We start from the raw sequence: 26220 nt of genomic DNA, 5'->3' as shown, positions 1-26220 counted from the left end.
TTACCTCTGGTTTTATTTAATTAATTTTTTAGCAAGTTGATCAGGATTTAAAAATAAAATTGTAATGATTCCAGCCACAATCATATACAAACCAATATACTCAAACCCATGATGAATACCTGTAATTAAATTCTCTGCCATTTGTGCGGACATTGGAACACCTTTTGGAGGTTGTACATAGCCTGCTGTATCCATTAAATATCCGACCATTGTTGGAGATACCATTCCGCCAATAGAAGCTGTTGCAACTAAAGTTGCCATAACAGCCGCTCGTTGCTTTGAACAGACACTAAATCCAACCGCCATAGTTGCCAGTGGGAAACACATAGCAAATCCAGCGGCAATTGTAATCAGTAAAATACAAACCCAACCACTTAATAATGGGATCAAATAAAATGCAATACCGGAAATTAAGACCAATAGACCAAAAACAACACCTAATGAAACATGAACTGTCGCTTGACGTTTCATCAATAGTCTAGAAATAAAACCTGCACCCGCTAAACTTACAGCACCTAAAATCCAAGGTAAACTAGAAACGGTTGCAATAATTTCAGGTGAGAAAGAACCCAACGCTGCAATATATTTCGGTGCCCATGTGGTTAAAAAACCAAGTGACCAAAAACACCCCAACCCTGCAAGAAACGCTGCTAAAAACATTTTAGATAATAAAATTTTACGAATCGCCACTGGTTTTAAAGCATCAACACTCGATGCAATACTTTTACTATTAGGATCATATACAACAGTTTTCACTGATGTTTCGACATTTTCTTGAGCTTTGTTGAAATGACTATAAGGCCCTTCTTTAAACACTAAAGCCCATAGAATTGTCCAAACAACCCCAACTAAACCAAGGAAACCAAATGCCCATCTCCAACCTAAATCTGGATGTGCAATGATATATGCCAAAATTGGTGCTGCAATAACTGGTCCTAATGTTGTACCTGATGCAACTAAGCTACTTGGAAACCCACGTGATGTAGGCTCAAACCATCCTTGAACATGCGTTAAAGAAATTGATGATGCAGGTCCTTCTGCTGCGCCCAAAACAATTCGAGTGACCAAAAGCGCCATTGCTCCGCCACCTAAAAGCATTGGAAATTGTAAAATTGCCCAACTCAATCCCATCAATAAAATTAACCAGCGTGTTTGAACTTTCTCCGCAATGAATCCAACAATAATGCCTGAAATCGCAAATAAAAAGAAAAATGAACTTCCAATAAAGCCAAACTCAGTGCTTGTCATCCCTAATTCAGACATGACAGATTCTGCAACCAGTCCAAGTACTGCTTTATCAGCAAAGTTCACCATCTGAAATATAATTAATAGCACAGTAATCAACCATGCACGTCTCATTATTTTCTTTGAATTGATGCGATTTGCATCTATCTCTGGACTTTCTACTTGCATATTCATTCTATCTTCCTTAATTTAAGAATGTCATTGATTAAAAATTAATGGTATATGTCGTAATCAAACGGTTTTCTTTAAAACCGTTTCCTGGGTTATGTCCTGCACCATATTTCACATCAGTTTCGGTATATCTCCATTCAAAGCCGAGACCTTTTAATTTTCCAGTGGGTACTGAATAAACCAACCCTATAATTTTTTCTGTTTCTTTATTATTCGATAATCCAACTCGTTTAATATGATCTCCATGGTGATAACTCATGCGAGTTTTAAGACCATTAATACCTACATCTTTAAAGTCATAAACATAGGTGAAATGCCAGATAAATTCTTCAGGCTGAATAAATGCTACATTCGACCATGCCTGTAAAAATGGCTGCGGTGGATAACCAGCTAATGTTGGGAAAATACTCTCCCCCATATTTTTTTGTATACCTAGATTAAAAAAATGACCGCCATGAAAAAGACTTCCCATTAATCCAACCGCTTGACTGTCTATTTTTCCATACAGCTCTTTACCATCTGCTCGATTATAAAAATAGCTACTATCAAGTTTAATTTTAAAATCTGAAAAATCTTTGTTATATGAGAGTCCAAAATAATTTTGCTGGTAAATATCCTCCAACTGACCAAACCAATATGAGGTTTTTAAATTGGGTAATATGGAGTAATCTAACCCAATTAAATTTAAGCCATTACTTTCATAACGTGGACCTGCGGTATATAAACTCAACTTTTCATAATGATCATCATTTCTCGCATTAATGCGCGTAATTCGTCCTGCTGTAATTTTTAAATCTTTAACATCTGAAGATTCAAGCAAAATACCAGCATAAGATGTCGGAAGTTGTCTTGCATCGTCAATATAAACCACGGGTGTTTTTGGTGAGAGTTCACCGATTTTTAGATCAGTATTTTTATATTTCAGTTTTAGTGTTAAGCCATATTTTGAATAATCTTTAGCAAGTTTATTTTGCTCAAAATCATAGGGGAAATTGGTATCTGGCCGTTCTTCATTATGATGATTTAAACGAAACGCATATTTAACACTTGCATCTACACCTACTTGAACAATACTATCTGTGTAACCTGACTCATAACGCGCAGTAATACCTTGAGACCAACTTCCAACATCTTTTGACTTTGGGTCAGAAAAATGTCGATCAAAATAAAAATTCCTTAAATTCAATGAAAAACGATCATCCTGAATAAAACCTGCAAAAGCACTCCCTGTTCCCAATATTAAAGAGAGAGCACCCAAACTTATTTGTTTCAACTTAAAACGTGTATCCATACTTTTCTCAAATACTCACTATTTCCACGTATTTTTCCTTTAAATACATGAAATTTTGGCTATCAAATGAAAATTGAAATGATGCGTGCCGATATCGCTTAAATATCAAGCACGAGTTGTTTTGACTTTGAACGTGAGCAACACAAGATTATTTGATCATTATCTTGCTTCTCATCATCTGTTAAATAAACATCTCGATGTTCTGGTTCTCCTTCCAGCACATCACATAAACATGTTCCGCAAATTCCTTGTTCACATGACTTTTCAATCGTAATTCCTTCTCTTGCCAAGGCAGTCAAAATTGTTTCATGAGCAAATACTTGTATTGTTTTATTGCTTTTTTTTGCAATAACTTCAAATGAATCACCTGTTAAATCAACTTCTGCTTGGAATACTTCTTTATGTATATGTTTTGAATGAAATTGATGTTGCTTTGCTAAATGCTCTACCCAATCCATAAACGCATTTGGGCCACAGGTATAAATATGACTTGATTTTTGAAATGCTGGAAAATGATCTTGAAAATATGCACGGTGATTCGCACCATCATTTTTAAAATGAAAATGAGTATATGGTGCTAAAATACCATCTTGCAATTCAACCAAAAATGCTGATCTTTCTGCACTACTACCACAATAATGTAATTCAAAAGATCGATTTTCATGATGAAGCTGGTATGCCATCGTAATGAGTGGCGTAATTCCAATTCCGCCACCAATTAAGATGGAATGATGCGCTTCAGCCAATGGAAATAGATTTTGGGGTGCACTAATTTTTAATTCAACGCCTTGATGCAACTGCTCATATACACATTCTGATCCTCCTCTTGAATTTTCATCTCTTAAAATTCCAAGCCGATAAAATGAATTTTCTGTTGGGTTTTGGCATAAAGAATACTGTCTAACCATACCATTCGGTAAATGTAGATCAATATGTGCGCCGGCATCAAAAACAGGGAGAATTTGATCCGAAGATGATTGCAGTGCAATGATGGAGATATTCTCTCCATCCATATATCTATCAGTGACTTTTACATCATATAAAATGGTCATAAATTTCAAATCATCAAAAAATTATGAAATATGCACGCTTAACTTGCATACGATTAAAGAATATAACTGATACCCGCTAATGTATCTGTCGAGTTCACTAAATTGATAATCTTACGGTTAATCTTAAAACCCTGTTCTTCATCACGCACTAAATGAAAGGTCACATCGGCCGTATAATGCTTTAAACTCTCTTTACGAAACTCTCGTAAATTCTGCGCACAACGTAAAACAATCTCACCATCTTCATCTTTTAGTATACGTACACGAGATACGCTACGAACCGTATTTGCGCGTGGCGTTGCTGAAATCGCTTCACCATTTTCCAAACGATTCACTCGTAATTGACGCATATGATGGTTGTCATAAGCATAATTCAAGTTATTTTCATAATCTGTCAAACTTGGATCAATCGGAATAATATACACACCATCTTTATTCCATAAGTTCAACCATGACTCATGCTCTAAATGATCTAGCATGTCTGCTTCAGCCCATATAAAAGCCGTCACTTCATTTAATAAATTTAAATCCAGTTTCATTGCTCTCTCCTTAAGCCGTCATCAACTTTTTCCACTGCTGATACGCAGCGCGCATGCCTGTCTCAGCACTCACATCACTTTTTAAACCATCTTCTGTTTCAACTTCGCCAGGTAAACCGCGGTTCAACATAATCCACAAATCATTGCCTGCATTTGCACCGTGTTGTACACGTTCCCATGCTTCTGAATCATCTGGCGTACCAAAACCAAATGGACCTTGGAAATGTTCATGTAAACGGAGACGATATTGGTTGGCAATTTGCGGACCACCATCCATCGTAATCACAGAGTGATGAATTTCTGTTTCATTCACTGAAATCGGTTGCATAACTCGGAAGAAAGCCATTGAACAAGCAATGTTCGGGAAAAGGTTGAGGTTAAAACCAGATCCACCGACAGCACGCACAATACGACGAACTTCTAACTCTTCATGCCCTTCATCGCGTAACGCTTGCGCTAACTCTTCAAAACGTTCTTGAATTGGACGCTCCATTAACTCTTCTTCAAGATCAACTAATTCAGGAATCATCACCATCACACTGTGACCATTGCCTAAGTCTTCAACAAAACCAGGTTGATTTTCAAAGTTAAATAGCTCTTCCGTTTTTTCATCGACAGAACTTAAGAATGATTTATGCACCAATGGGAAGTGATAAGCATCGGTGGTGTTTTCTAGCTGAATTTTCCAGTTTCCTGGGAAACGGAAACGGTGTTCACCCAAGACTTTAATTGGATAACCGGCACCTTGTTTCATGAATAAATCAATCCACTTTTTCGCAGCGCCTAAGAAATCTTCTAATGGTTCAATATCTTCTTTAAAGGTCGCAAAGATCATGCCGTTGTATTCTTCAACGCGCAGACTAATTAATGGAAACTCTGCTTTGTCTAAGCATTCACCATAGCTACCTGGGGATGGAACACCACGTAAACTGCCATCAAGTGCATAGCTCCAACCATGATATGGACAGACAAAGCTATTGGTTTTACCTTTTTTATGTTCACATACCGTCGCTGCACGGTGACGGCAGCGGTTTAATAAAACATGAACTTTCTTTTTACGATCGCGTACAACCACCACAGGTTGTTTACCAATATTAATGGTTTTATAACTACCTGCTTCTGGAATTTCGCTAGCATGTGCTACCCAAACCCAAGTGCTGTAGTAAATTTTTTCCATTTCATCTTCAAAAATTTGTTCATCTTTATATAAAGATGTATGGGCACGGTCACTTTGAACCAGCTCGTTGTAATCAATTTCTATGTTTTGCATTGGAATGATGCTGTTCATGTCAATTATCCTTTTCAATTTATCCTTGGGTGTATGACTGAGATGGTACTGGCAATATCGCTGTACTATTCCAGTGAGATATAGGACGACTAAAGATATTTTCGGTTTGAAAATGCTTTATTTTCCAGCAACCGTCCTGTTGCTGTTTAAAGGTCACACTTAACTTGGCTGCATTTAAATGGCTATTTCCATCTCTAAAGGTAGAACTTTGCAACATCAACCAAGAGGCTTGTGCCTCTTCACCATTTACATAAATTTGCTCTGAATTCACAAAATGAGCATTCATAACAAAATGAGATTCTTTTTGAGTGTAGGTTTTGAACATATCGTAAATGGCTTGCCATGATGTATAACAACCAAAAGATTTGGCGTACTTTTCACCAATTCCTTCCCAGATACTGTCGGGATCAAACAGTGCCATTAACTCATCTAAGTTAGTATCTGCATTTAACGCATCGCAAATTTCCATATAACGGTTAATGCAATTACGAATCGCTGATTCCGCTTCAAGCTTGTTTAAGCGTTGAAAAATAACATCTAAATTCATCATTCAACTGTTCTATTCTGATTAGAATTCAATCTATCTAACAATGCCTTAGCAAGAAAACACAGTTTTTCATCTTGTCCATGCTTTGCAATGAGCTGTAAACCAACTGGTAAACCATGGCTCGTCTCAAGTGGAATATTTAACGCGGGATGCCCTGATAAATTAAATGGACGAATTAAAGCAGTTAAGTTCAATACAGCTTTACTATTTTCCACCTCCAGTACTTTAGGCGGAATTGATGGCAAAGTAGGTAAAGCCAAGACATCAAAATTAGATAAAATTTGATTTATTTCTTCTGTAAATTGTTCACGAATCTTATTTGCAATGTCCACATCTGCCAAAGTTGTCAAAGTTGCAATTTTTAAACGTGCTTGAATATCTTGACCAAGCTTGTTACTTTCGAGTAAATGAGCAAATGCTTTAGATGTTTCATAATTAATAACTTGCATGCCTGCATCAAATGCATTTTGCATATAAGATGATGTCGTTTTTTCTATATTTTTAATACCTACATCATGAAAAAAATCTTGTATTGTTTGCCATATTTCAGTCTGTGCAGGCACGTCTAAAAATACAAATTTTAACGTTGAAATATCCAGCTTATCTTCTACATTAAATGTCGGATCAATGATTTTCATGGCTTGAATCAACATAGAAGGTGTATTTGCCATTGGACCAACACAATCTAATGTTGAAAATGCTGGTAAAACACCTTGTCGACTTATACGTCCAAAAGTTGGTTTTAATCCATAAATTCCACAACATGCCGATGGCATACGAATAGAACCACCCGTATCTGTTCCTATAGAAAAATCACACAAATTTTCAGCAACTGCAACTGCAGAACCACTTGATGAACCACCACATATGAATGCTGGATATTTCGGGTTTATTGGTGTCCCAGTAAAATGGTTAATGCCTGTAATACCAAATGCAAGTTCGTGTAAATTTGTTTTACCAATAATAGAACAATCATTTTTTAGAATCTGCTCAATAATGTCTGCATGCTGCTCTGCTTCAACATTATTTTCTAAAGCTTGACTTCCTGCTTTGCAAACCGTTCCTTGAATATCAATGCTATCCTTCACTAAGACTTTTAATTGACCATTCCCTAAATTTAGATGTTCTACAATGCTAACCATGACGACTCCTTATAGACCTTTCATCATCCATATTGATGTTGGTTATATCTTCAGAGCCACTGTATACCGATCAAATTAATCAAACAAATAACCACAACTTATACAATGCATAGCACTATAAATACTTCAAATTTAGCTCAAGGTTTGTAGATGTTTTTAAGTGATAAATTAACCAAATTACAGTTTTTATTTTTAATACTTTAATCATTGATAAAAAACAACAATAAGAAACACTTAAAAATCCATTTATGAATATCAAATTTTAGTAGATAAATCAGAAGATTAAATAGTATGAAATATTTTATAGTTTTTATGATAATAACAAATCATTAGTGAAGAAAATTGAATGATTAAGATGATTCGAGAACTAAAAATGCTCAACATACATTGACAAATAACATCGGTAAGATTGCTTTAAATCTATATAATTTCGATTTAATTTTTAATGATCGTTCAAAACAACAGGAATTATTTGCTGTTTTGAACGAAAAGTTAAAATATAAATTTTAAGCTTTTTGAGCCTCTAGCATGGTCAAAGCAACATCAACAATCATATCTTCTTGACCACCCACCATACGGCGTTTACCCAATTCAACTAAAATATCAAACGCTGATAAACCATATTTTTCAGCTGCAACTTCTGTATGGCGAAGGAAGCTTGAATAAACCCCAGCATAACCAAGTGCTAAAGTCTCACGGTCAACACGTACTGGACGTTCTTGTAATGGGCGAACGATATCTTCAGCAGCATCAATCAGGCGTTTAACATCGCAGCCGTGCTTTAATCCCATCCGTTCTGCCGCTGCAATGAATACTTCGAGTGGCGCATTTCCTGCACCAGCACCCATCCCAGTCAAACTAGCATCAATACGATTACAACCATGCTCAAGTGCAACTAAACTGTTGGCAACACCTAAACTTAAATTATGATGTGCATGCATCCCAGTTTCTGTTTCTGGTTTGAGAATATCTTTCATTGCTTTAAAACGCTCTGCAATATCATACATATTCATTGCACCACCAGAGTCAACGACATAAATACACTGTGCACCATAGCTTTCCATGAGGCGACCTTGTTCGGCTAAACCTTGAGGTGTATTCATGTGACTCATCATGAGAAAGCCAACCGTGTCCATGCCTAATTCACGAGCATATTCGATATGTTGACGTGAAACATCCGCTTCGGTGCAATGTGTTGCAACACGTACAACTCTAGCACCAGCATCATATGCTGCTTTTAAATCATGAACTGTTCCAATTCCAGGAAGTAATAAAGTCGCAACTTTGGCTTGTTTTACTTCACTTGCAACTGCTTCAATCCACTCTAAATCTGTATGTGCACCAAAGCCATAGTTAAAACTTGACCCTTGTAGTCCATCGCCATGCGCAACTTCAATACTGTCTACACCAGCTTCATCTAAAGCACGTGCAATTTGTCGAACCTCATTTAATGAATATTGATGTCGTACCGCATGCATCCCATCACGTAAAGTGACATCCGAAACATAAATTTTTCTGTCTTTATTGATCATTGTTAATGTCCTTATGCAGTTTTACGTATCAAATGAGCTTCAGCAAATCGTTCAGCAGCAGCCAAAGCAGCACTGGTCATAATGTCAAGGTTGCCTGCATAGGCAGGTAAATAATGTGCAGCACCTTCAACCTCTAAAAATATAGAAACTTTAAGCCCTGCAAGTTGACCTAGACCTGGAATATTCAATGGACGATCTGCATCAAAACGTTCAAATTGTACTTCTTGCTTTAAGCGATAGCCTGGTACGTAAGCATTCACAGCATCTGCCATCTCTTTAATCGATTCACGGATCTTTTCTTGGTCTGCATCAAGTTCAGCAAAACAATACACCGTATCACGCATAATTAATGGTGGTTCAGCGGGGTTTAAAACAATAATTGCTTTTCCTTTTTGCGCCCCACCCACTTCAACAATTGCTCTTGAAGTGGTTTCAGTAAACTCATCAATATTGGCACGAGTACCTGGACCTGCTGATTTACTCGCAATAGAAGCAATAATTTCAGCATAATATACATGTGCAACTTTAGAGACTGCATGTACCATTGGAATGGTTGCTTGTCCGCCACATGTCACCATATTAATATTGGTTGCATCTAAATGCTGGTCTAGATTAACTACAGGAATTACATAAGGACCAATTGCTGCTGGTGTTAAATCAATAACTTGAATACCGTACTGCTGTAAAACTTGATTATGATGTGCGTGTGCACCTGCAGAAGTTGCATCAAAAACAATTTTGATGTCTTTAAAACTTGGAAGTTTAACTAAGCCTTCTATACTTTCAGCCGTTGTTTCAAAACCAAATCGAGCGGCGCGAGCAAGCCCATCTGAATTTGGATCAACCCCCACCATAGCACCCATTTCTAAATGCTTTGAATTACGCATAATTTTAATCATGAGATCAGTACCAATATTTCCTGATCCTATAATTGCTGTTTTAATTTTTTCCATAATGCGTACTTCCTATTTTCCAAAAGTTGCAGTAACTGCGGTAAATCCATCAATTTCTACAGTAAATTCATCACCTGATTGCACGACGACCATTGGTCCTAAAGCACCTGTGAGTACAATATCACCTGCCAAAAGTGGGCGACCTCTGCGAACCATTTCATCAGCAAGCCATACTGCTGCATTCAGTGGATTTGCTAAACATGCCTTGCCCTGCCCTTGAGAAACAACTTTCTCATCACGTAACATCCGCATAGTGCAATTGACTAAGTCTAAATTTTCAAGTTTGACAGGCTGTGAACCCAATACAAATGCCGCAGATGATGCATTATCTGCCACAGTATCAAGCAAACTAATTTTCCAATTTTCAATCCGACTATCTACAATTTCAATTGCTGGTAAGGCATAAGCTGTTGCAGAAATAATGTCTGCATAATTATGTTGTTCTTTATTTAAATCATGCTGTAGAACCAAAGCAATTTCTGCTTCAACTTTCGGCTGGATAAAACGCTCAAAAGGAATTGTTGCACCATCACCATAGGCCATATCGGCAAATAACATACCAAAATCTGGTTGATCTACTCCCAATTGTGTTTGTACAACTTTTGAGGTTAAACCAATTTTACGACCAACTAAACGACGCCCTTGTGCCAAAGCCTGTAATGTGTTGATTTCTTGTATGGCATATGCCACATCAACATTGGCATGATTGCCTTCAAGTGTGCTACGAATAGGTGAAATTGCAACGGCATTGCGTTCTGCATCTGTCAAGGATTTCGCAATTGATGCGATTAAATTTTCAATACTCATCATCTGTTCCATTTCAGTAAATACTAAAATCTAGAAAAATACGTCTTAAGCTGTATCTGCAATACTTTCAAATACTGCTTGGCTACTAATCAGCTTTTTAATTGCACGCATTTTTCTAGCGGCATTGACTGTAACGCCAGCCATGACAATCCCATCTTTTAATCCATACGCAATAAATGAGGGAGCCGATGTTTTTGCGTCTTCAATATTACTAATACGCCAATCGCTGACTGTCATATCTCCAGCAAATTGAATATTTAAACCTAATTGATCTGTCCAAAACCATGCTGGATTAGCTTTAGGATGTTCAACATTCATAACATGTCGTGCAAAAATTCCAGCTTGAAGGTTGGCATTTTCCCACGTTTCGACACGACGATATTGACCATCTTCACGTAACTGAGTCGCAACATCTCCTGCCGCATAAATATCAGCATCAGATGTTTGACAATTTTCATTGACTTGAATAGCACCATCAACTGCCAAGTCAGCATCTAAAGCAAGCTGTGCATTCGGTATAACGCCAATTCCATAAATGATGGCATCTGCTTGTAGTACTTCACCAGACTGGAGAGTTAACACCACCTGATCACTTTCAAGCTTTACAGCAGAAATTTGTGCTTCAAAACGAATATCTATGCCTGCTTGGCGATGTTGTGCTAATAAAAATTCACTTAAAAACCGTGGTGAAGAACGCCCCATCAAAGAAGGACCAACCTCAAGCACCGTCACGTGAGCCTGTTTCGCTGTTGCAGATGAAGCGAGTTCTAAACCAATAACACCGCCCCCCACTAAAATTAAGCGACGTTCTGGCTGCAATACCGAAATTAATGCATGTGAATCTTCTAAATTACGTAAGGTATATACATGTTGACCTAAAGCATCTAATACGGGTAAACGTCTTGGTGCCGCACCTGTCGCAATTAATAATTTGTCATAGTGAATTTTTTCACCCTGACTTAACTCAACACAATGTTCCAGACGATGAATTTTTTGCACAGGATTATTTAAAATGACTTCAACATTTAAATCCTGTAACTTCTGTTCAGACAGTATTTCTACTTTTGTTGAATCTGGATTTAAAATGACATCTTTAGATAATGGAGGTCGCTCATAAGGCAAATGTGCTTCATCGCCAATCAGAATAATTTGTCCTTCATACTGATGTTGGCGAAGTTCTAAAATTGCACTTGCACCTGCCTGCCCTGCACCAATAATGACAATGGTATTTATAGTCATAGATTGAGCTCCTTCGCTTTAAATTCAGCAGAAATAATGCTAAATCCAGCAATCCATTCATCAATTGCTTCATAACAATGTACCTGCATTTCATATTCACCTAATGCATGCATTGTTGCTAAAGCCGCGATCCAACACCGAATTTCTTGCCCACCTCGACCACCTTGCTGTCGAATATCATCTTCTGTCATGGCAATCAAAGCATCAAAATCTGCGTTTTTAAACAATTCTAAAACTTTTAAATCCCATTCAGAATTCAGTGGCACAGCAACAGACTTATCACCTGCTGCAAGTTTTTCTCCCACAGCAATCACTTTGGACTGGCGAATATTTCTAGCTTCTACTGTTGGATTTCGTCCTGCAATTAAAAACTCTTCAACTTCTGGTGGCACTGAACCAATTTGTGGCGTCGGTGGATCATGCGATAACCCGCCTGTACCAAGAATAAGAACGCGTTCATTTTCCAGATCTAAAGTTTTTAAATACGCTGCAATCGCTTGACCCAGTTTGACTGTTCTTTTTACTGTTGGGAGAGGAACAGCCGCTGCATTGATAAATACTGGAATCGTTGCATAACGATCAAGTTGTCCGTCACATAAAAAATGTAATGGTTGAGTCACCCCATGATCTGCCTGCATTCTGTATGAATACGCAAGATCAACACCTTCATCTAAAACTTGGCGAATTAAATCTTTACTACGTTCTTCAGGTACATTCAACTCACCTGGACCATAGTTCCAATCACCTGCAGCAGAAGCACGTATTCCAACACAAAAACTTGGCATCAAATCATAAAAGAAACCATTAAAATGATCTGGGCCATATGCAATAATTAAAGTTGGATTATAGTGTTTAACTTCTTCTGCTAGTCGTTTAAACGTATCACGAACGTTTTTCTCTTGTGTTTGATCTTGAGGAGATGCGAATTCCATCAATGGGCTATGTGAAGCACATATCAATTTTACAGCCATAATCAATCCTTCTATTAAAAGCTTTCCAACCTTCTTTTAATTGTTTAACAATTCTGCTCTGGGTTGTCTTAAACCACGAATTCCTAAACCACAATCAGCGTTAATTAATACACCACTTAATGGTCGATTATTTTGACGAGATGCAAGTAAGACATAAGCACCTGTCATATCTTCTGGCTCTGGTAGAAAATCAAGTGGCATGCCTCTTGCTATCTTTTCAGGATCACGTGCATCTAACAGACCTAAGTTTTCCTGTCCTAAAGATGCAGCACCTTTAATATTGACATTCATACCCGATGGCGCTACTGCATTTACCCGAATTTTTGGAGCAAGTTCATATGCCAGCTCCTTCATAATGCCAACACCTGCATGTTTAGATGCGGTATATACGGGTCCACCACCTGCTGAATACAATGCCGAGTTAGACAAAGTGAAAATGATAGAACCTTCCGATTTAATCAACTCATCTAAAGCTGCTTTTGCACCCAAAATAAATGCTTTGGTATTAATACCCATAATTTCATCAAATGCTTGATCTAACTGCTCTCCAGACATATTGACTATGTCTGCGTAGTGATCCCAAATTCCAGCATTACCGACAAAACAATCCAACTTTCCAAAACGTGCTACAGTGGCTTCCACAGCACGAACATTGTCTGCATATTTAGCAACATCGCCCTCAATGACAACCACTTTGTCACCAAATTTTTCTTTTAATGCTGCAGCTTTAGCAGCAGAGCGCTGTAATACTGCAACATGCGCTCCTTCCTCAATGAAACGTTCAACCAGCGCAAGTCCTAAACCAGAACCACCACCTGTAATGAGCGCAACTTCATCCTTTAACCAACCCATAACCACTCCTTTTATAGTTCTACGTACAACGAACCATTTTCAATACTGACTGGAAATGTACGAATTGCATCTGTTGCAGGTACACACTGTGGGACACCTGTTTTTAAGCAAAATCGAGAAGCATGCAATGGACATTCCACTGTTCCATCATCTTCCAAATACCCTTCAGACATTGAGGCATTGCCATGACTGCATTTGTCATTCATGGCAAAAAACTCTCCATTAAAGTTGAAGACGGCAATTGCATTGATTCCATCAACATTACAATCAACCTTAAGTGCTTCACCTTCATCTAAGTCTTCAATTTGACAAACAAAAATCTTATTCATTAGAGGAACACTGTAATGTTATGTGAAGTCACTGTGGCTTGGTCTAAGGTGATGTCACGCTTAGCAATTAACCACCCCATTCCCTGATCCGTCTTACGTAAAACATCAATACGTTTACCTGCGTAAATCATAATGTCTGTTTCTTTTTGAGAGCGGTACAATAAGTAGTTTGTATGAACCAAATATTCATTTGAATTTTCAGTTAGCTCAACACGAATATTGGTAATTAAATGACGCGTCCGTGAAGGAGGTTCTTCTGACCAAGACATTCCCGTTTCTAACTTTGCAACTCGACGTTCAAGTACATGTTTTGAGTCGTTATAAATCCAAGTCGATGGTGGAGAAATGCTTTTTCTACGGTCACGCGTTTGAGCATTGGTGGTCGTTTTTAAACGATACAACATATCCTCTGCCAAAATATCCAACCAAGCACGAAAATCCCAATCATCTAATAATTGTGCTTCTGCATACATGAATTGGCTAATATCATGATAAAGCTCTAAGCTAATTTTATTCCACGGCTTTTGCACAGATGGCTGATCAACTAATTGATTCATTTTACAAGCTCCTTCTCGTATGCTTCTGATGCTTTAATTACATCTTCCCATTTTTCATGAATTAACAAGTCTGCCCAATATTTGTACATACTTCGAGCTGCAGTTTCTGAAAAAATATGATTTGTGATGCCTGGAATTCCATCATCTCGACGTCGCTCATTGCCAATTCCCATTTCTACAATAAGCTTGTTTTGTCTTGCTTTATAACCACGTAAAACTTTTTGAATTTCAATCCAGTTTTCGCCATCATCTGCTTCAGCAAAACCTGCTGGACCAAAAGCACGTGTTGCAGAACGTTCAAAAGCTTCTTTCACTTCATCTGATGCTGCTTTATCGGTAATACAAAATGCCCAAACTTCTGTTTTATTTGGTCCACGCGGATGCCATACGCGTAATGTTGCCGTACCATTCAACCATGACATGGTTGGGAACATATTGTTATGTCCAGCAAGACGTAAAGCACGGACATCACCTAAACGGCTTTTTGCTTCTTCGAAAGTTTCACGGAAGTAATTTGCAACTTCGCCATCAACCCAAAAGTTAGCGTCTGGCTTTTCTGTAAAGAAGAACCCAGAACCGTGTCCATTTTGACCAAATTGAATATTATCTTTTGCCGTTTCCCAAATTGGGCGAGCGGTCTGTGCTTGACCCAGTTGATTGGTATCATTATCACCAGGCTTTCCACCTAAAACTTGTACTGCTGAAGCATGTGAAACCAGTGTATGGTATTGGTCTGATGCAAATTGTTCTGCTGCAAACTTCCAGTTACAGTCAATAACCCACTTTTGCACACCACCAACGATTTCTGAACCACCTTCTCGACGATCCAAGACACCATCTAAATACCAAGCAATATCACCCATGTAGTCAATTAAATCTGGCGTTTCATCATCCCAGCATCCAAAAACCAAACCTTTATAAGATTCAACACGATTAACTTGAACTAAACCCCATTTCTCTTTACAAGCGCCATGTGGATAAGCTAAATCTTCTAGAGGAATATCTTTAATTGCACCATCAATACCATATGACCACCCATGATATGGACAAGTAAAAGCACGTGTATTGCCGCAGTCTGCATAGCTGACACGCATTGAACGATGACGACATTGATTCAACAATGCTTTAATTGAGCCATCTTTTTGACGAGTCACAATAATTGGGTCTTCACCCATGTAAGTATTAAAAAAATCACCCGATTTTGGAATTTGGCTTTCATGACAAAGGAATAACCAAGTTCTCCCAAATATACGTTCTAACTCTAATTCATATATTTCAGGGTCTGTATAGATAGATGGTACAATTCGCCCATTTTTAACATCGACCAATCTATCAATTTCAAGAAAATCAATTTTCTTATTCATCATATCTCTCCTTAGCCATAACTTCAAAAATCGAAGCTGGAATACATAGCGCCATAGTGAGTTTTGTGATGACTTAAGTGAAATATTTTTTATATGTTCATCTATATATTTTGCCAATTAATCCATTAAAAAAATAATTATCCATTGATATATAACAAAATAAATTAAAAACTTGCATAACAATATCTGATGTCTATACACTGATATGGTCGTAAAATAAATTAATTTCCTATAATTTAATTATAATTTTACTGCAATTATACGTCCTACTTTTGCTCTTTTGTACAAGGATTGTCTGATGGAACTTCGTCATTTACGTTATTTTATTACTGTTTCAGAAGAACTTAATTTTAGTAAAGCTGCGCAAAAACTATTTACTGCACAACCGTCATTGAGCCAACAAATCAAAGATCTAGAAGATCGTTTAAACTTAAAACTCTTTAATCGTACCAAAAGAAAAGTAGAATTAACCGAAGAAGGGAGAATATTTTTAGATTATGCACGCACAACCGTGGCTCAAGCTGATCAAGCGATTCACTTAACCAGAGAAGCTGCAAAAGCACAAAAAAATATTCTTAAAATTGGTTATGTTCCCGTAGTTGAAATTAAAGTATTTCCACATATTTTACCAAGTTTTCGCTTTGAACACCCTGAATTAAAATTAGCATTACGCAGTATGAACGACATTAAGCAAATTGAAGCGCTCAAAGACGAAGAGATCGATATTGGCTTTATTCGAGAAAATAAAGAAGATGAAAATTTAACAAGCCAACTTATTTTACGGGAAAAAATGATTTTTATTTTACCGAAAGATCACCCTTTAGCGCAGTACCATCAAATTCCGTTACAAGCACTTAAAAATATCAACATGATCATTCCATCTATCGAGCGTTCCCCTGCTTTACATCTGACGGTAATGAACTTTTCCAAAAAAAATAATTTAAATTTCAACATCATACAACATGCAGAAAATATACTTTTTAATATTAACTCGGTTAGCATGGGATTGGGGTGCGCTATTTTACCTAACTATATTGAGCCTATTTTAAAAACAAATGATCGTATTACAACACGACGTTTAGAAATAGATTTACCATTAATTGACTTGTTTGTTTGTTATCATAGAAAAAATAATCAACGAAATATAAAACAATTTTTGGATACCTTATTTAAAAAACTCCCCTAACGCATAAATCTAAAAATAACAATATAAATCAAACAATTACTATCAAATAATAGAAATGATAGATAGTAAGGTATAAAAATAATATTGGTCTAACAATTAATAATTCTCCACCATAATCATTCTGGTACAGAGTTTTGCTGTAGATGATTGATAACTTTTCTATGGATAAAAAAGTTCAAATCATCATTGAAATAAAGCTTCTAAAAGCTTGTCTCGTACCTAAAACCTCTACAAATATTTTAGAAATCGTTATACATCTTTTGATCTGATTTAAAGATGAACCATCTCCACTCTCTTCAATGACTCAAGGAACTTGATATGTCAACTGTAGAAATTCCAAATTATAAAACTGACGCATTTTTTGGATTAGAAGATAAATGGTTAGAAACGGCTGAAGGCGAACTTACGCATTACCATGAAGTTGGCTCTGGTACACCAATTTTATTCTTACATGGCTCTGGTACAGGTGTATCAGCAGCAGCAAACTGGTGGTTAAACTTACAAGAACTATCCGAAGTTGGTCATTGCTATGCGATTGATTCTATTGGATATGGACAAACTGTCGTTGCAGATGGTACTCCATACGGAATTCGTGAATGGGTAGATCACGCCATTCGCTTCTTAGACAAAGCTGGCATTGAAAAAGCATGGATTGTCGGTAATTCATTAGGTGGTTGGTTAGCATTCCAAATGGCATTAGACTACCCTGAGCGCCTATTAGGTATTGTATCTATGGGAACAGGTGGTGCCAAACAAACTGCTGCCTTAAAACAACATTCAAATCCTGTTTTATCTCTTGAAGGTATTCGTAAAACACTAGAAATGTTCGTTGTTGATAAATCATTGGTTACAGATGAATTAGTTAAAGTTCGTTTAGAAGCCGCTGAAAATGATTGTGCCTCTGACCGCATCTTAGAAGTCGTTGGTGCGCGTGATCGTGATCGTTTCGAATTTCCACTCGATTTTGAAAAAATGAAAAATATTGAAATGCCAGTTTTACTCATACATGGCGTTCAAGATGTGGTTATTCCTGTAAGCCGCTCTTGGGACATTTTAAACACTGTACCCAACTCAGATGCCCATATCTTTAATCAATGTGGTCATTGGTCGCAAGTTGAAAAACATAAAGAATTCAACCAAGTTATTAAAAATTATTTAATTCATCATGGGATTAAATAAAGTTTAAAACCACTGGCTATATATTAAAATCAATATTTATTTTTTAATATATAGCCCAAACTTATATAAATTATAAAACTTAAAAACTATTATTTGAATTTTTCTTATTAATCAAAAATAAATAAAATAAAAATATTAGATAAAAGGAATATTTATCTAAATTTGATTTAAAAGGAAATATTATGAATATCATCAAAGGGGTTTTATTACCTCTATGCTTAATTAACTCAACTGTATTTGCAAGCGACTTTTTTAAAGATGCCAATGGTAGCTTAACTGCTAGAAACTATTATTTAGATCGAGAATTTACAGATTTTAAAGCCATTCCAGGTGCAAAAGATTGGGCACAAGGTTTTATTTTAAATCTAAATTCTGGCTATACAGAAGGTCCTGTAGGTTTCGGTCTTGATATTATTGCAATGTCTTCCATTAAACTACATGGTAGTGATAAATATTTAAGCACTGGTTTATTACCAACCGATCCAATTACACGCCAACGCACTAAAACTGCCAGTGAAATTGGGGCAACTGGAAAAATAAAATATCAGAAATCTGAATTAAAATTCGGTACTGTACAACCGTGGAACCCAATTGTATTTAGTTCACCAACACGCCTCCTCCCCCAAACTTACCGTGGTGTGCTATTTGACTCCAAAGATATTGAAAAATTTGACTTTATCGCGGGTTATATTGATCAAGTCAATCACCGAGATTCGACCAACTACGAAGATATGGCCATTGTGGGTGCAAATGGTCGTTTTAAAGTTTCTAAAACCGATAGCCTATCTTATATAGGAACAAAATATAGCTACTCTCCAGCAACTCAAGTCGGGTTATATCACGGTATTATTCGTGATATTTACCATCAATCTGCATTCACATTTAAAAATAATTACAAAGTAGCAGAAGACACTAAACTATTGACAGACCTACGTTTTTGGCACAGTAAAGATGATGGTAAATCGACATCTGGACGAATTGATAACACCTTATTAACAGGTAATTTAGGTGTTGGTTATAAAAATCATACACTCACATTTAGCACCATGCAGAATATTGGTGATACTGCGCATCCCTACCTCACAGGCGGAGAAGTGTTGCTGTTTATTGATGGCTGGAGTGTCGACTTTCTCAACCCCAAAGAAAAAGTCTATGGTCTTCGATATGATTATGACTTCAAAGATTATTTACCTGGTTTACGCTTTATGACCCGATATACCAAAGGTATTGATATCAATTTACCTCATTTAGGTGGTAATAATCTCAAAGAAGATTCTTTAGACTTTGATATTCAATACATCCTACAAACAGGTCAGTTAAAAGGTTTGAGTTTACGCGCACGCCATATGATATCTGATAATAACTTCCATCAAAGTGCGAGCTTTAAACCTGCAAAAGAAACTCGCATTAATATTGATTATACTTGGAAATTCTAAATCAATAAAAATGAATGAAAGATCTATATAGATCTTTCATTTTTAAAATAACTCACCAGTTTATCTAAAAACTCAGTTTGATGAAATTTTCGATAATTAATATATAATGAAATACTTGGTGTTAAGTTAAAAAACTTTTTTGCTACTACACTTTCAGTTAATATTGTAGAAATGTAATCTGGTAAAATAGCACACCCTAGCCCCATATTCACATAGCTCATCGTTGAAAATGCATTTTCTGTTTCCAAAACCATATTTATATTAATATTATTTTTTTTAAAAAATTCATTTATTTTTTTATTTAACTGAGGTGCATTCACTTCAGATGGAATAATAAAATCAACACCATTTAGCTCTTTAATCGGAATATAAGGATATCGACTTAAAAAATGGTTTTTAGGATGTAATAACAATAACTCTTCTTCAATATATTTTATACTATTAATATCAGCATTATTAATATCAGCGCGCGTAAAAGCTAAATCAACCAAGCCTTTATTTAACTTTTCAATCAATTCTGGACATGTGCCACTTATGATTTCAATATTACCAAATAATGCTTCTTCACTTAAACTTTCCAGTATTTCTTTAGGCAGTTTCACCTCTGCGCCAACTAAGACACCTACTTTCAATGTTGCTTTATTACTTGTATTTAAATTTTTAGCAACTTGATATGTTTTTTCAGCTTCATCTAATGTTTTCTTAGCTTGTTCTAAAAACACCTCACCAGCTGCAGTCAAAGTAATAACCCTACGACCTCTTTCATATAAATTAACACCAATATAATCCTCTAAATCTTTCATCTGCTGGCTTAAAGAAGACTGAACAGTATTTAGTTTTTTTGCTGCTGAAACAAAGCTTTTTTCTTCACTAATCACTATAAAATATTTTAAATGTCTAAAACTCATCATAAATTAAATCCTTTTAAATTACCTCAAGTAAAAAAAGGTTAGCACATATTATTTACATAATATGTGAATAACCTTAAATTGAGAAATTATATTTAATTACGTATGTGCAGCTTCTGAACGCGCATTGGTTTCTTTTTCACTTTTTGCCAATTTCTTTGAAAGAATAACCATAATAATCGCAGATAAAACGATTCCTGGAATTGCTGCGGTAAATACACCAGAAGCGCCTGCACCTGCAGCTAAAATAAACCCTGCAATTGTTGGTCCCAACATCGCACCTACACGTCCCATTGCAGAAGCAGCACCAACTCCTGTACCTCTTAAATGTGCAGGATATATATAGCTACCGTAGGTATAAAGTACACCTTGACCACCAATTGTAAATGTTCCTGTTAATGCCGCTGCTAAATAAATCGAAGTTAATGTGGTTGCAGAATTTAAGCATACCAAACCCGCTAAAATACCAATGTACATGAGAATAATAACAGCAACTTTATTCCAACGATCAATCAACATGCCCAATATAATTGTTCCGAAGAAAGCACCGATCATGAAACATACTTGCGCCATGCTGCCATCTTTTCTGCTAAAGCCAAGTTCCATAAATAAAGATGGTAACCAGCTCAACATGATGTAAACCACCATCAAGGTAAAGAAATAACTTACCCATAACAATAATGTACGTCCTGCATATTGTTTATTAAATAAATCTTTAAAACTGCTTTGTTGCCCTTCTTGATCAGTTTGAGATTTAGTTGCTAAATATTCCTTAGATTCAGGTAAAAACTTAATCATAAATGGAATGACAAGCAGTGGAAGAATTCCACCAATATAAAAAATCGATTTCCAGTTTCCTGTTGGATCATATGCCGCCCAGAATGACAATAAAATTGCACCAACGGGTAATCCGCAGTACATCAATCCAACTGATTTTCCTCTATTTTCAGATGTTGTTGCTTCAGATGCCAAAGTAATTAAGTTTGGTAAAGCTGCACCTAAACCCATTCCTGCCAAAAACCTAACAATTAATAGTTGTGTAAATGACTCAACCCAAACGGTCATAAGGGTAAAAACAGCAAAAATAGCAACTGACCAAATTAATACAATTTTACGCCCTACTTTATCAGCATACCGTCCACCAAAAAGCGTTCCAGGTAATAAACCTAAAATACCCGCACTAAAAAATATACCGAGTTGTTCCGGAGATAATGAAAAATATTCTTTAATTCCTGATGCTGCTATGCCAGCAGCCTGTAAATCTAAGCCTTCAATCACCGCAATAACAAAACATAAAAAAATTGTTATCACTGATGTAGCTTGTGTACCATTGGATTTTCTTTCCATGCGCGAGACTTTCCGTTGTCTAAAATCATTCCTAATTTTCACTATCTTGCCTGATAATTAATCATAGACTAAAGTTTAATTGACTTTTAAAATTTATATAATTTAACAAAGAAATCAGAAAATCAATATGTTAAAAATTGTATTTATTCTTTTTTATGCTGTTTTTGATCTATAAAAAATATTAATTCAAATTTTGACTGTCACCTAATTATCATAATTACATTATTAGTATCTAAAAAATGTATGAATGTAAGATAGAAATGTGACAATCAACTGATAACTTAATTGGCTGTTTTACCAATGAACTTTACGCTATTACACTCATCACATATTTTTAGCGCAAAACATATTACATATTTGGCTCTACGTGATCCAAACACCAACGCCACTTATTTGATCAACGTCCTTTCGCTTGATCTCCACGTAATGTCATAACAGCACTGTGCGCAACCGCAACAACCTTTCCCTCTTCATTTTTTATTTCGCAACAATAATGACTGATCGTTCTACCCGAATGAGTTGGATATGCAGATGCTGTTAAGATTGATTTCCAAACAGGACGCAAGAATGTCATTTTCAGATCTATACTGGTAAAACTTTCACCCTCATTCATTACGGTAGAATGTGCTGTTCCAATGGTTGCATCTGCAAGCTCACAAAGCATTCCGCCATGAACCGTCCCTTGTTGATTTCCATGAATTTCAGCGTTAGCATGAAATTCAAGCACCGCCATTCCTCGCTCAATTTCGACTAATTTAAATCCTAATAATTGAGAAACAGGTGTCGGATAATTCATATGTGTATATTCATATTCACTTAATGTACCCTTTAATTGACGTTGAAGATACTCTAAAATTGATAAGTATTGTTTTTGCATATTACCCCTTGTTTTTATATGAATAGACTAAGCTAACTGAATCAGTTGAACGACTTATTCAACATTTAGAAAAGAAAATCATAAATCAAAACAAGGTTTATTTTATATAGACTTTAGTTCATTATTATTTTAATAGTAAAACCGACTTAATCTTTTTTATTTAGCCAATATACTCAAGTTTGATCAACCAGTAATAAAACAGATATAACCTGATTATTTAAATTATTCTTCTAAAAATAATTTATTACAAAGCTATATTTAACTCGATATATAGCTTTGTAAGTCGCAACGATTATTCAAAGCTGTCTGGATCTGGACCCAAACGCTCCCCTCTATCTAACGATGTAATTTTCACCAAATCATTTTGATCTAATTCAAAATTAAAGACATCAAAGTTTTCTTTAATTCTTAAGGTGTTCGTCGTCTTTGGAATTAAGATGAGATCATTTTGTAAATGCCAACGAATGATAATTTGTGCTGGAGTTTTATGATGTTTCTTTGCAATTTCTTCAATAACACCATCGTTAATTGCTTTATTTTGTGCCAATGGACTCCAAGACTGTGTTTGTATATTTAATGCTTGATTTACTTTGCGTAATTCATGCTGTTGCAAATATGGATGGACTTCTATTTGATTAATTGTGGGCACAACATTGGTTTCATGTATGAGTTTTTTTAGATGTTCTTCATGAAAATTTGCAACGCCAATAGAACGAATCAATCCTTGTGCCTTTAATTGAATTAATGTATTCCACGTTTCAACATATTTGTCCTTTTGTGCAGCAGGCCAATGAATTAAATATAAATCAATATAATTTAAATTTAATCGCTCCAAACTTTGCTCCAATGCTAAAGTTGTTGCCTTTTCACCTTGAGCATCATTCCAAACTTTTGTGGTAATAAAAATCTTTTTGCGATCTAAACCACTGTCTTTAATCCCTAAACCGACACCTTCTTCATTACCATAAATAGATGCTGTATCAATTAAGCGGTAACCATGAAGTAACGCTTCTCTTACAGAAACACTTGCTTGTTCATTTGTTGCTTGCCAAACGCCTAAACCAAGCTTTGGAATATGATAACCATCATTTAATGTAACTTGCTCTTTGAATTGTTTACTCATCTGCAACTCCTAAATCATTTTATCGTCATCAAGATATTTATTCTTTCTCTTCATGATATTGCAAAGAATATAATCATCAATCAAGTAATAAATTTTGATTAATTTAGCATTATTTCTATAGATGGAGTTCATTCCTTTTTATCAGTATGATGAAGCGTAATGAAACAATAATTATATAAAACACATTAAATATAAATAAACTTTCGTTACGTATGATCTTTTTATGTAAAATAAAATCATATAAATTCATTTAGTGTTCATGTTAGGTTTCAATGAGTAATTGGGTCAATGTTGAGCAAGATAAAAAAACTGGAATAGAGCTCATTCACGCTCATTTCAAAGGTCATGCTTACGATCCTCATTTTCACTCAAGCTATTTAATGGGTGTCACTGAATCAGGTATTCAACAATTTCATTGTCGAAAAAAACTCATCCAAAGCCATCAAGGTCAAGTTTTTATGCTTGAACCTGGCGAAGTTCACGATGGATATGCACCAGAACCTTTTGGTTTTACGTATAAAATGTTACATATTGATCCTCAGTGGATTAAACATCGCTATGATGGTTTATTTGAGAAAAAGTCTAAAACATATGAACTATCTATTGAGTCGACACTAAAATCTGATCATCAAATTGCGAACCTCGTACTCACAACTTTTCATGCAATTCAGCATAAAGAGCCACAACTTTTAATTGATACTAAACTTGATTTTTTATTAGAAAAATTAGTTGATACTCAATCTATTAAATTTCGTGAAAATGCCATTCAATCCTTACCCGATATTGCTTTAGAAATACGTGATATTTTACATGAGAATATATTTAAGGAAATTAGTTTAGATGAATTAGCCCAAATGGTAGGCATAGACCGCTTTTATATTAATCGTGTTTTTAAACAATCTTTTAATTCAGCACCACATCAATATCTCATTCGATTACGCTTAGATAAAGCAAAAGAACTCATTAAACAAGGTTTTTCATTGGCTACAATTGCAACAAATTTATGCTTTTCAGATCAAAGTCATTTGGGCCGTTGGTTTAGACGTTGCTATGGTATGACTTTATATCAATACCAAAAATCCTGCACAAATATTCTATATTTAGATTAGCCATTTTTTTAAAAATAGCGTTGTCTATTTTTTGAGAAATGTTATGGAAAGTATTTGGGCATTTTGTATTTTTGCATTTGTTGCATCCATCACTCCTGGGCCGACAAATTTTCTTATTTTAAGTACAAGTCATCAATATGGATTAAATAAATCTTTTTCTATTATTTTAGGAGCAAGCATTGGAGCAGCGTTACTCGTCTTACTACTTGGTGTTGGTTTAGGTCAAAGCATCAATCATCACCCGACTTTAAAGCTATTTTTAAGTATTATTGGTGGAGTATGGCTTTCATCTTTAGCATGGAAAATATATAAATATCAGCCGAATATTCAAGTCAATCTAGAAAAAAAATCACAAAAAATTGGTTTTCTTCATGGTTTTTTATTACAGCTCATCAATCCAAAATCTTGGATTATGGCAATGTCTGTCATTACGATATATTTATCAAATACCCCCAATTATCTTCACTTTTTATTTATGCTTTCTGGAATATTCATGCTTATTTCCATTCCTTGTTTATTTGCTTGGGCTTGGTTAGGTATTGTCACAAAACAATTATTAAACTCAAATCAGCAAATCATCATATTCAATCGGATATTAGCCATGAGCCTATTCATCTGTGTATGGTATCCAATATTCGCAATGCAAATGAATTAAGCGATAAAGTTCAAATTCACAAATCTTCTAGAATCAACACCAATGAATGCATGATGATGCCATTTTAATCCATGGAAAGTAAATTTATGTCAGACACTAAAATTGCGTTAATTGTTCGTCATGATCTTGCAATGTGGCAAAAACTGAATGTTGTCGCATTTTTAGCAACTGGTATTGCTTCTGAAACGCCTGAAGCAATAGGTGAAACTTATATTGATTCAAACCATCAGCATTATGGCAAAATACTGGGATTGCCAATGTTAATATTTACAGCAAATTTAATGGAGCTTCAAAAATCACATCGAAAAGCTTTGGAGCTCGAACTCACCATCATTCCATATGTAGAAGCAATGTTTACAACAAAAAATGACGTAGACAACCGTCAAGTATTTTTTGCAGAAGATGCAAATAAGCTTAATTTAGTTGGTTTAGCACTGGTTGGTCACAAAAAGTCTGTAGATAAAGCCATTAAAAATCTAAAGCTTCATCCTTAATAAACGTGTAGTTTTATTCTGTCATAT

General features: G+C 35.6%; 26 protein-coding genes. 6 read left to right on the top strand and 20 right to left on the bottom strand.

The genetic code is table 11. The annotated features are described in order from the left end of the window. Positions 1-12: 12 nt before the first annotated feature. The 16 genes from B9T31_RS08940 to hcaE form a co-directional block, all read right to left on the bottom strand. The gene (locus tag B9T31_RS08940) at positions 13-1419 is read right to left on the bottom strand and encodes an MFS transporter (protein ID WP_086181614.1); all 1407 of its coding nucleotides are present in this window, start codon (positions 1417-1419) and stop codon (positions 13-15) included. Between the two features lie 31 nt (positions 1420-1450). Next, positions 1451-2707, bottom strand: a complete 1257-nt coding sequence (locus tag B9T31_RS08935; protein WP_086181613.1) for an OprD family outer membrane porin — start codon at positions 2705-2707, stop codon at positions 1451-1453. 98 nt (positions 2708-2805) lie between these two features. After that, positions 2806-3759, bottom strand: coding sequence for a PDR/VanB family oxidoreductase (locus tag B9T31_RS08930; RefSeq protein WP_086181612.1), 954 nt, complete (start codon positions 3757-3759; stop codon positions 2806-2808). A gap of 53 nt (positions 3760-3812) precedes the next feature. Beyond that, the gene (locus B9T31_RS08925; protein ID WP_086181611.1) at positions 3813-4298 is read right to left on the bottom strand and encodes an aromatic-ring-hydroxylating dioxygenase subunit beta; all 486 of its coding nucleotides are present in this window, start codon (positions 4296-4298) and stop codon (positions 3813-3815) included. 10 nt (positions 4299-4308) lie between these two features. Then, entirely contained in the window at positions 4309-5586 is a 1278-nt protein-coding gene (locus tag B9T31_RS08920) for an aromatic ring-hydroxylating oxygenase subunit alpha (protein ID WP_086181610.1), read from the bottom strand. 19 nt (positions 5587-5605) lie between these two features. Next, positions 5606-6136 (bottom strand): nuclear transport factor 2 family protein, encoded by a 531-nt coding sequence (locus B9T31_RS08915; protein WP_171264723.1) that lies wholly within the window; start codon positions 6134-6136, stop codon positions 5606-5608. Further along, positions 6133-7275 carry an amidase gene (locus B9T31_RS08910; protein WP_086181609.1) on the bottom strand — a complete coding sequence of 381 codons (1143 nt, stop codon included), beginning with the start codon at positions 7273-7275 and terminating at the stop codon, positions 6133-6135. Before B9T31_RS08910 ends, B9T31_RS08915 begins: the two co-directional genes overlap by 4 nt. 506 nt (positions 7276-7781) lie before the next feature. Further along, positions 7782-8807 (bottom strand): 4-hydroxy-2-oxovalerate aldolase, encoded by a 1026-nt coding sequence (gene dmpG, locus B9T31_RS08905; RefSeq protein WP_086181608.1) that lies wholly within the window; start codon positions 8805-8807, stop codon positions 7782-7784. Between the two features lie 11 nt (positions 8808-8818). Next, positions 8819-9763, bottom strand: coding sequence for an acetaldehyde dehydrogenase (acetylating) (locus tag B9T31_RS08900; protein WP_322853500.1), 945 nt, complete (start codon positions 9761-9763; stop codon positions 8819-8821). A 9-nt stretch (positions 9764-9772) separates the two neighbouring features. Next, a complete protein-coding gene (locus tag B9T31_RS08895) occupies positions 9773-10567 on the bottom strand; it encodes a 2-keto-4-pentenoate hydratase (protein WP_086181606.1) in 795 nt (264 codons plus the stop codon). A gap of 45 nt (positions 10568-10612) precedes the next feature. After that, a complete protein-coding gene (gene hcaD / locus B9T31_RS08890) occupies positions 10613-11806 on the bottom strand; it encodes a 3-phenylpropionate/cinnamic acid dioxygenase ferredoxin--NAD(+) reductase subunit (RefSeq protein WP_086181605.1) in 1194 nt (397 codons plus the stop codon). Beyond that, positions 11803-12777 carry a 3-carboxyethylcatechol 2,3-dioxygenase gene (locus tag B9T31_RS08885; protein ID WP_086181604.1) on the bottom strand — a complete coding sequence of 325 codons (975 nt, stop codon included), beginning with the start codon at positions 12775-12777 and terminating at the stop codon, positions 11803-11805. Before B9T31_RS08885 ends, hcaD begins: the two co-directional genes overlap by 4 nt. 36 nt (positions 12778-12813) lie before the next feature. Further along, positions 12814-13629: a 3-phenylpropionate-dihydrodiol/cinnamic acid-dihydrodiol dehydrogenase gene (hcaB, locus tag B9T31_RS08880; protein ID WP_086181603.1), complete on the bottom strand. Its 816-nt coding sequence runs from the start codon at positions 13627-13629 to the stop codon at positions 12814-12816. Between the two features lie 11 nt (positions 13630-13640). Next, positions 13641-13958 carry a 3-phenylpropionate/cinnamic acid dioxygenase ferredoxin subunit gene (gene hcaC, locus B9T31_RS08875; protein WP_086181602.1) on the bottom strand — a complete coding sequence of 106 codons (318 nt, stop codon included), beginning with the start codon at positions 13956-13958 and terminating at the stop codon, positions 13641-13643. Beyond that, complete coding sequence (hcaF, locus tag B9T31_RS08870; RefSeq protein WP_086181601.1) at positions 13958-14515, bottom strand: 3-phenylpropionate/cinnamic acid dioxygenase subunit beta; 558 nt, start codon at positions 14513-14515, stop codon at positions 13958-13960. Before hcaF ends, hcaC begins: the two co-directional genes overlap by 1 nt. Then, complete coding sequence (hcaE, locus tag B9T31_RS08865; RefSeq protein WP_086181600.1) at positions 14512-15879, bottom strand: 3-phenylpropionate/cinnamic acid dioxygenase subunit alpha; 1368 nt, start codon at positions 15877-15879, stop codon at positions 14512-14514. Before hcaE ends, hcaF begins: the two co-directional genes overlap by 4 nt. Before the next feature lie 298 nt (positions 15880-16177). On the opposite strand from hcaE, the gene hcaR reads away from it, so the two are divergent. The 3 genes from hcaR (at position 16178) to B9T31_RS08850 (ending at position 19680) form a co-directional block, all read left to right on the top strand. After that, the gene (gene hcaR / locus B9T31_RS08860) at positions 16178-17065 is read left to right on the top strand and encodes a DNA-binding transcriptional regulator HcaR (protein ID WP_086181599.1); all 888 of its coding nucleotides are present in this window, start codon (positions 16178-16180) and stop codon (positions 17063-17065) included. 318 nt (positions 17066-17383) lie between these two features. After that, positions 17384-18244 (top strand): alpha/beta fold hydrolase, encoded by an 861-nt coding sequence (locus B9T31_RS08855; protein ID WP_086181598.1) that lies wholly within the window; start codon positions 17384-17386, stop codon positions 18242-18244. Positions 18245-18426: 182 nt separating this feature from the next. Then, positions 18427-19680 carry an OprD family outer membrane porin gene (locus B9T31_RS08850; protein ID WP_086181597.1) on the top strand — a complete coding sequence of 418 codons (1254 nt, stop codon included), beginning with the start codon at positions 18427-18429 and terminating at the stop codon, positions 19678-19680. 23 nt (positions 19681-19703) lie between these two features. Here B9T31_RS08850 and B9T31_RS08845 read toward each other — a convergent pair whose 3' ends face one another. The 4 genes from B9T31_RS08845 to B9T31_RS08830 all read right to left on the bottom strand — a co-directional run bounded on the left by B9T31_RS08845 (position 19704) and on the right by B9T31_RS08830 (position 23935). Then, complete coding sequence (locus B9T31_RS08845; protein WP_086181596.1) at positions 19704-20591, bottom strand: LysR substrate-binding domain-containing protein; 888 nt, start codon at positions 20589-20591, stop codon at positions 19704-19706. 96 nt (positions 20592-20687) lie between these two features. Beyond that, positions 20688-21935 (bottom strand): 3-(3-hydroxy-phenyl)propionate transporter MhpT, encoded by a 1248-nt coding sequence (mhpT, locus tag B9T31_RS08840; RefSeq protein WP_086181595.1) that lies wholly within the window; start codon positions 21933-21935, stop codon positions 20688-20690. A 397-nt stretch (positions 21936-22332) separates the two neighbouring features. Beyond that, the gene (locus B9T31_RS08835; protein WP_086181594.1) at positions 22333-22812 is read right to left on the bottom strand and encodes a PaaI family thioesterase; all 480 of its coding nucleotides are present in this window, start codon (positions 22810-22812) and stop codon (positions 22333-22335) included. 292 nt (positions 22813-23104) lie between these two features. Beyond that, positions 23105-23935 (bottom strand): aldo/keto reductase, encoded by an 831-nt coding sequence (locus B9T31_RS08830; protein ID WP_086181593.1) that lies wholly within the window; start codon positions 23933-23935, stop codon positions 23105-23107. Between the two features lie 272 nt (positions 23936-24207). Between B9T31_RS08830 and B9T31_RS08825 the strand changes: the two genes are divergently transcribed. The 3 genes from B9T31_RS08825 (at position 24208) to B9T31_RS08815 (ending at position 26193) form a co-directional block, all read left to right on the top strand. After that, positions 24208-25044, top strand: coding sequence for a helix-turn-helix domain-containing protein (locus B9T31_RS08825; protein ID WP_086181592.1), 837 nt, complete (start codon positions 24208-24210; stop codon positions 25042-25044). Positions 25045-25087: 43 nt separating this feature from the next. Next, a complete protein-coding gene (locus B9T31_RS08820; RefSeq protein ID WP_086181591.1) occupies positions 25088-25699 on the top strand; it encodes a LysE family translocator in 612 nt (203 codons plus the stop codon). A gap of 86 nt (positions 25700-25785) precedes the next feature. Continuing rightward, positions 25786-26193, top strand: a complete 408-nt coding sequence (locus B9T31_RS08815; protein ID WP_086181590.1) for a DUF2000 domain-containing protein — start codon at positions 25786-25788, stop codon at positions 26191-26193. The last annotated feature ends 27 nt before the right edge of the window (positions 26194-26220 follow it).

This window comes from Acinetobacter sp. ANC 4558, from assembly GCF_002135375.1.
GTDB lineage: Bacteria > Pseudomonadota > Gammaproteobacteria > Pseudomonadales > Moraxellaceae > Acinetobacter.
This window is presented reverse-complemented; position numbering and strand designations above follow the sequence as displayed.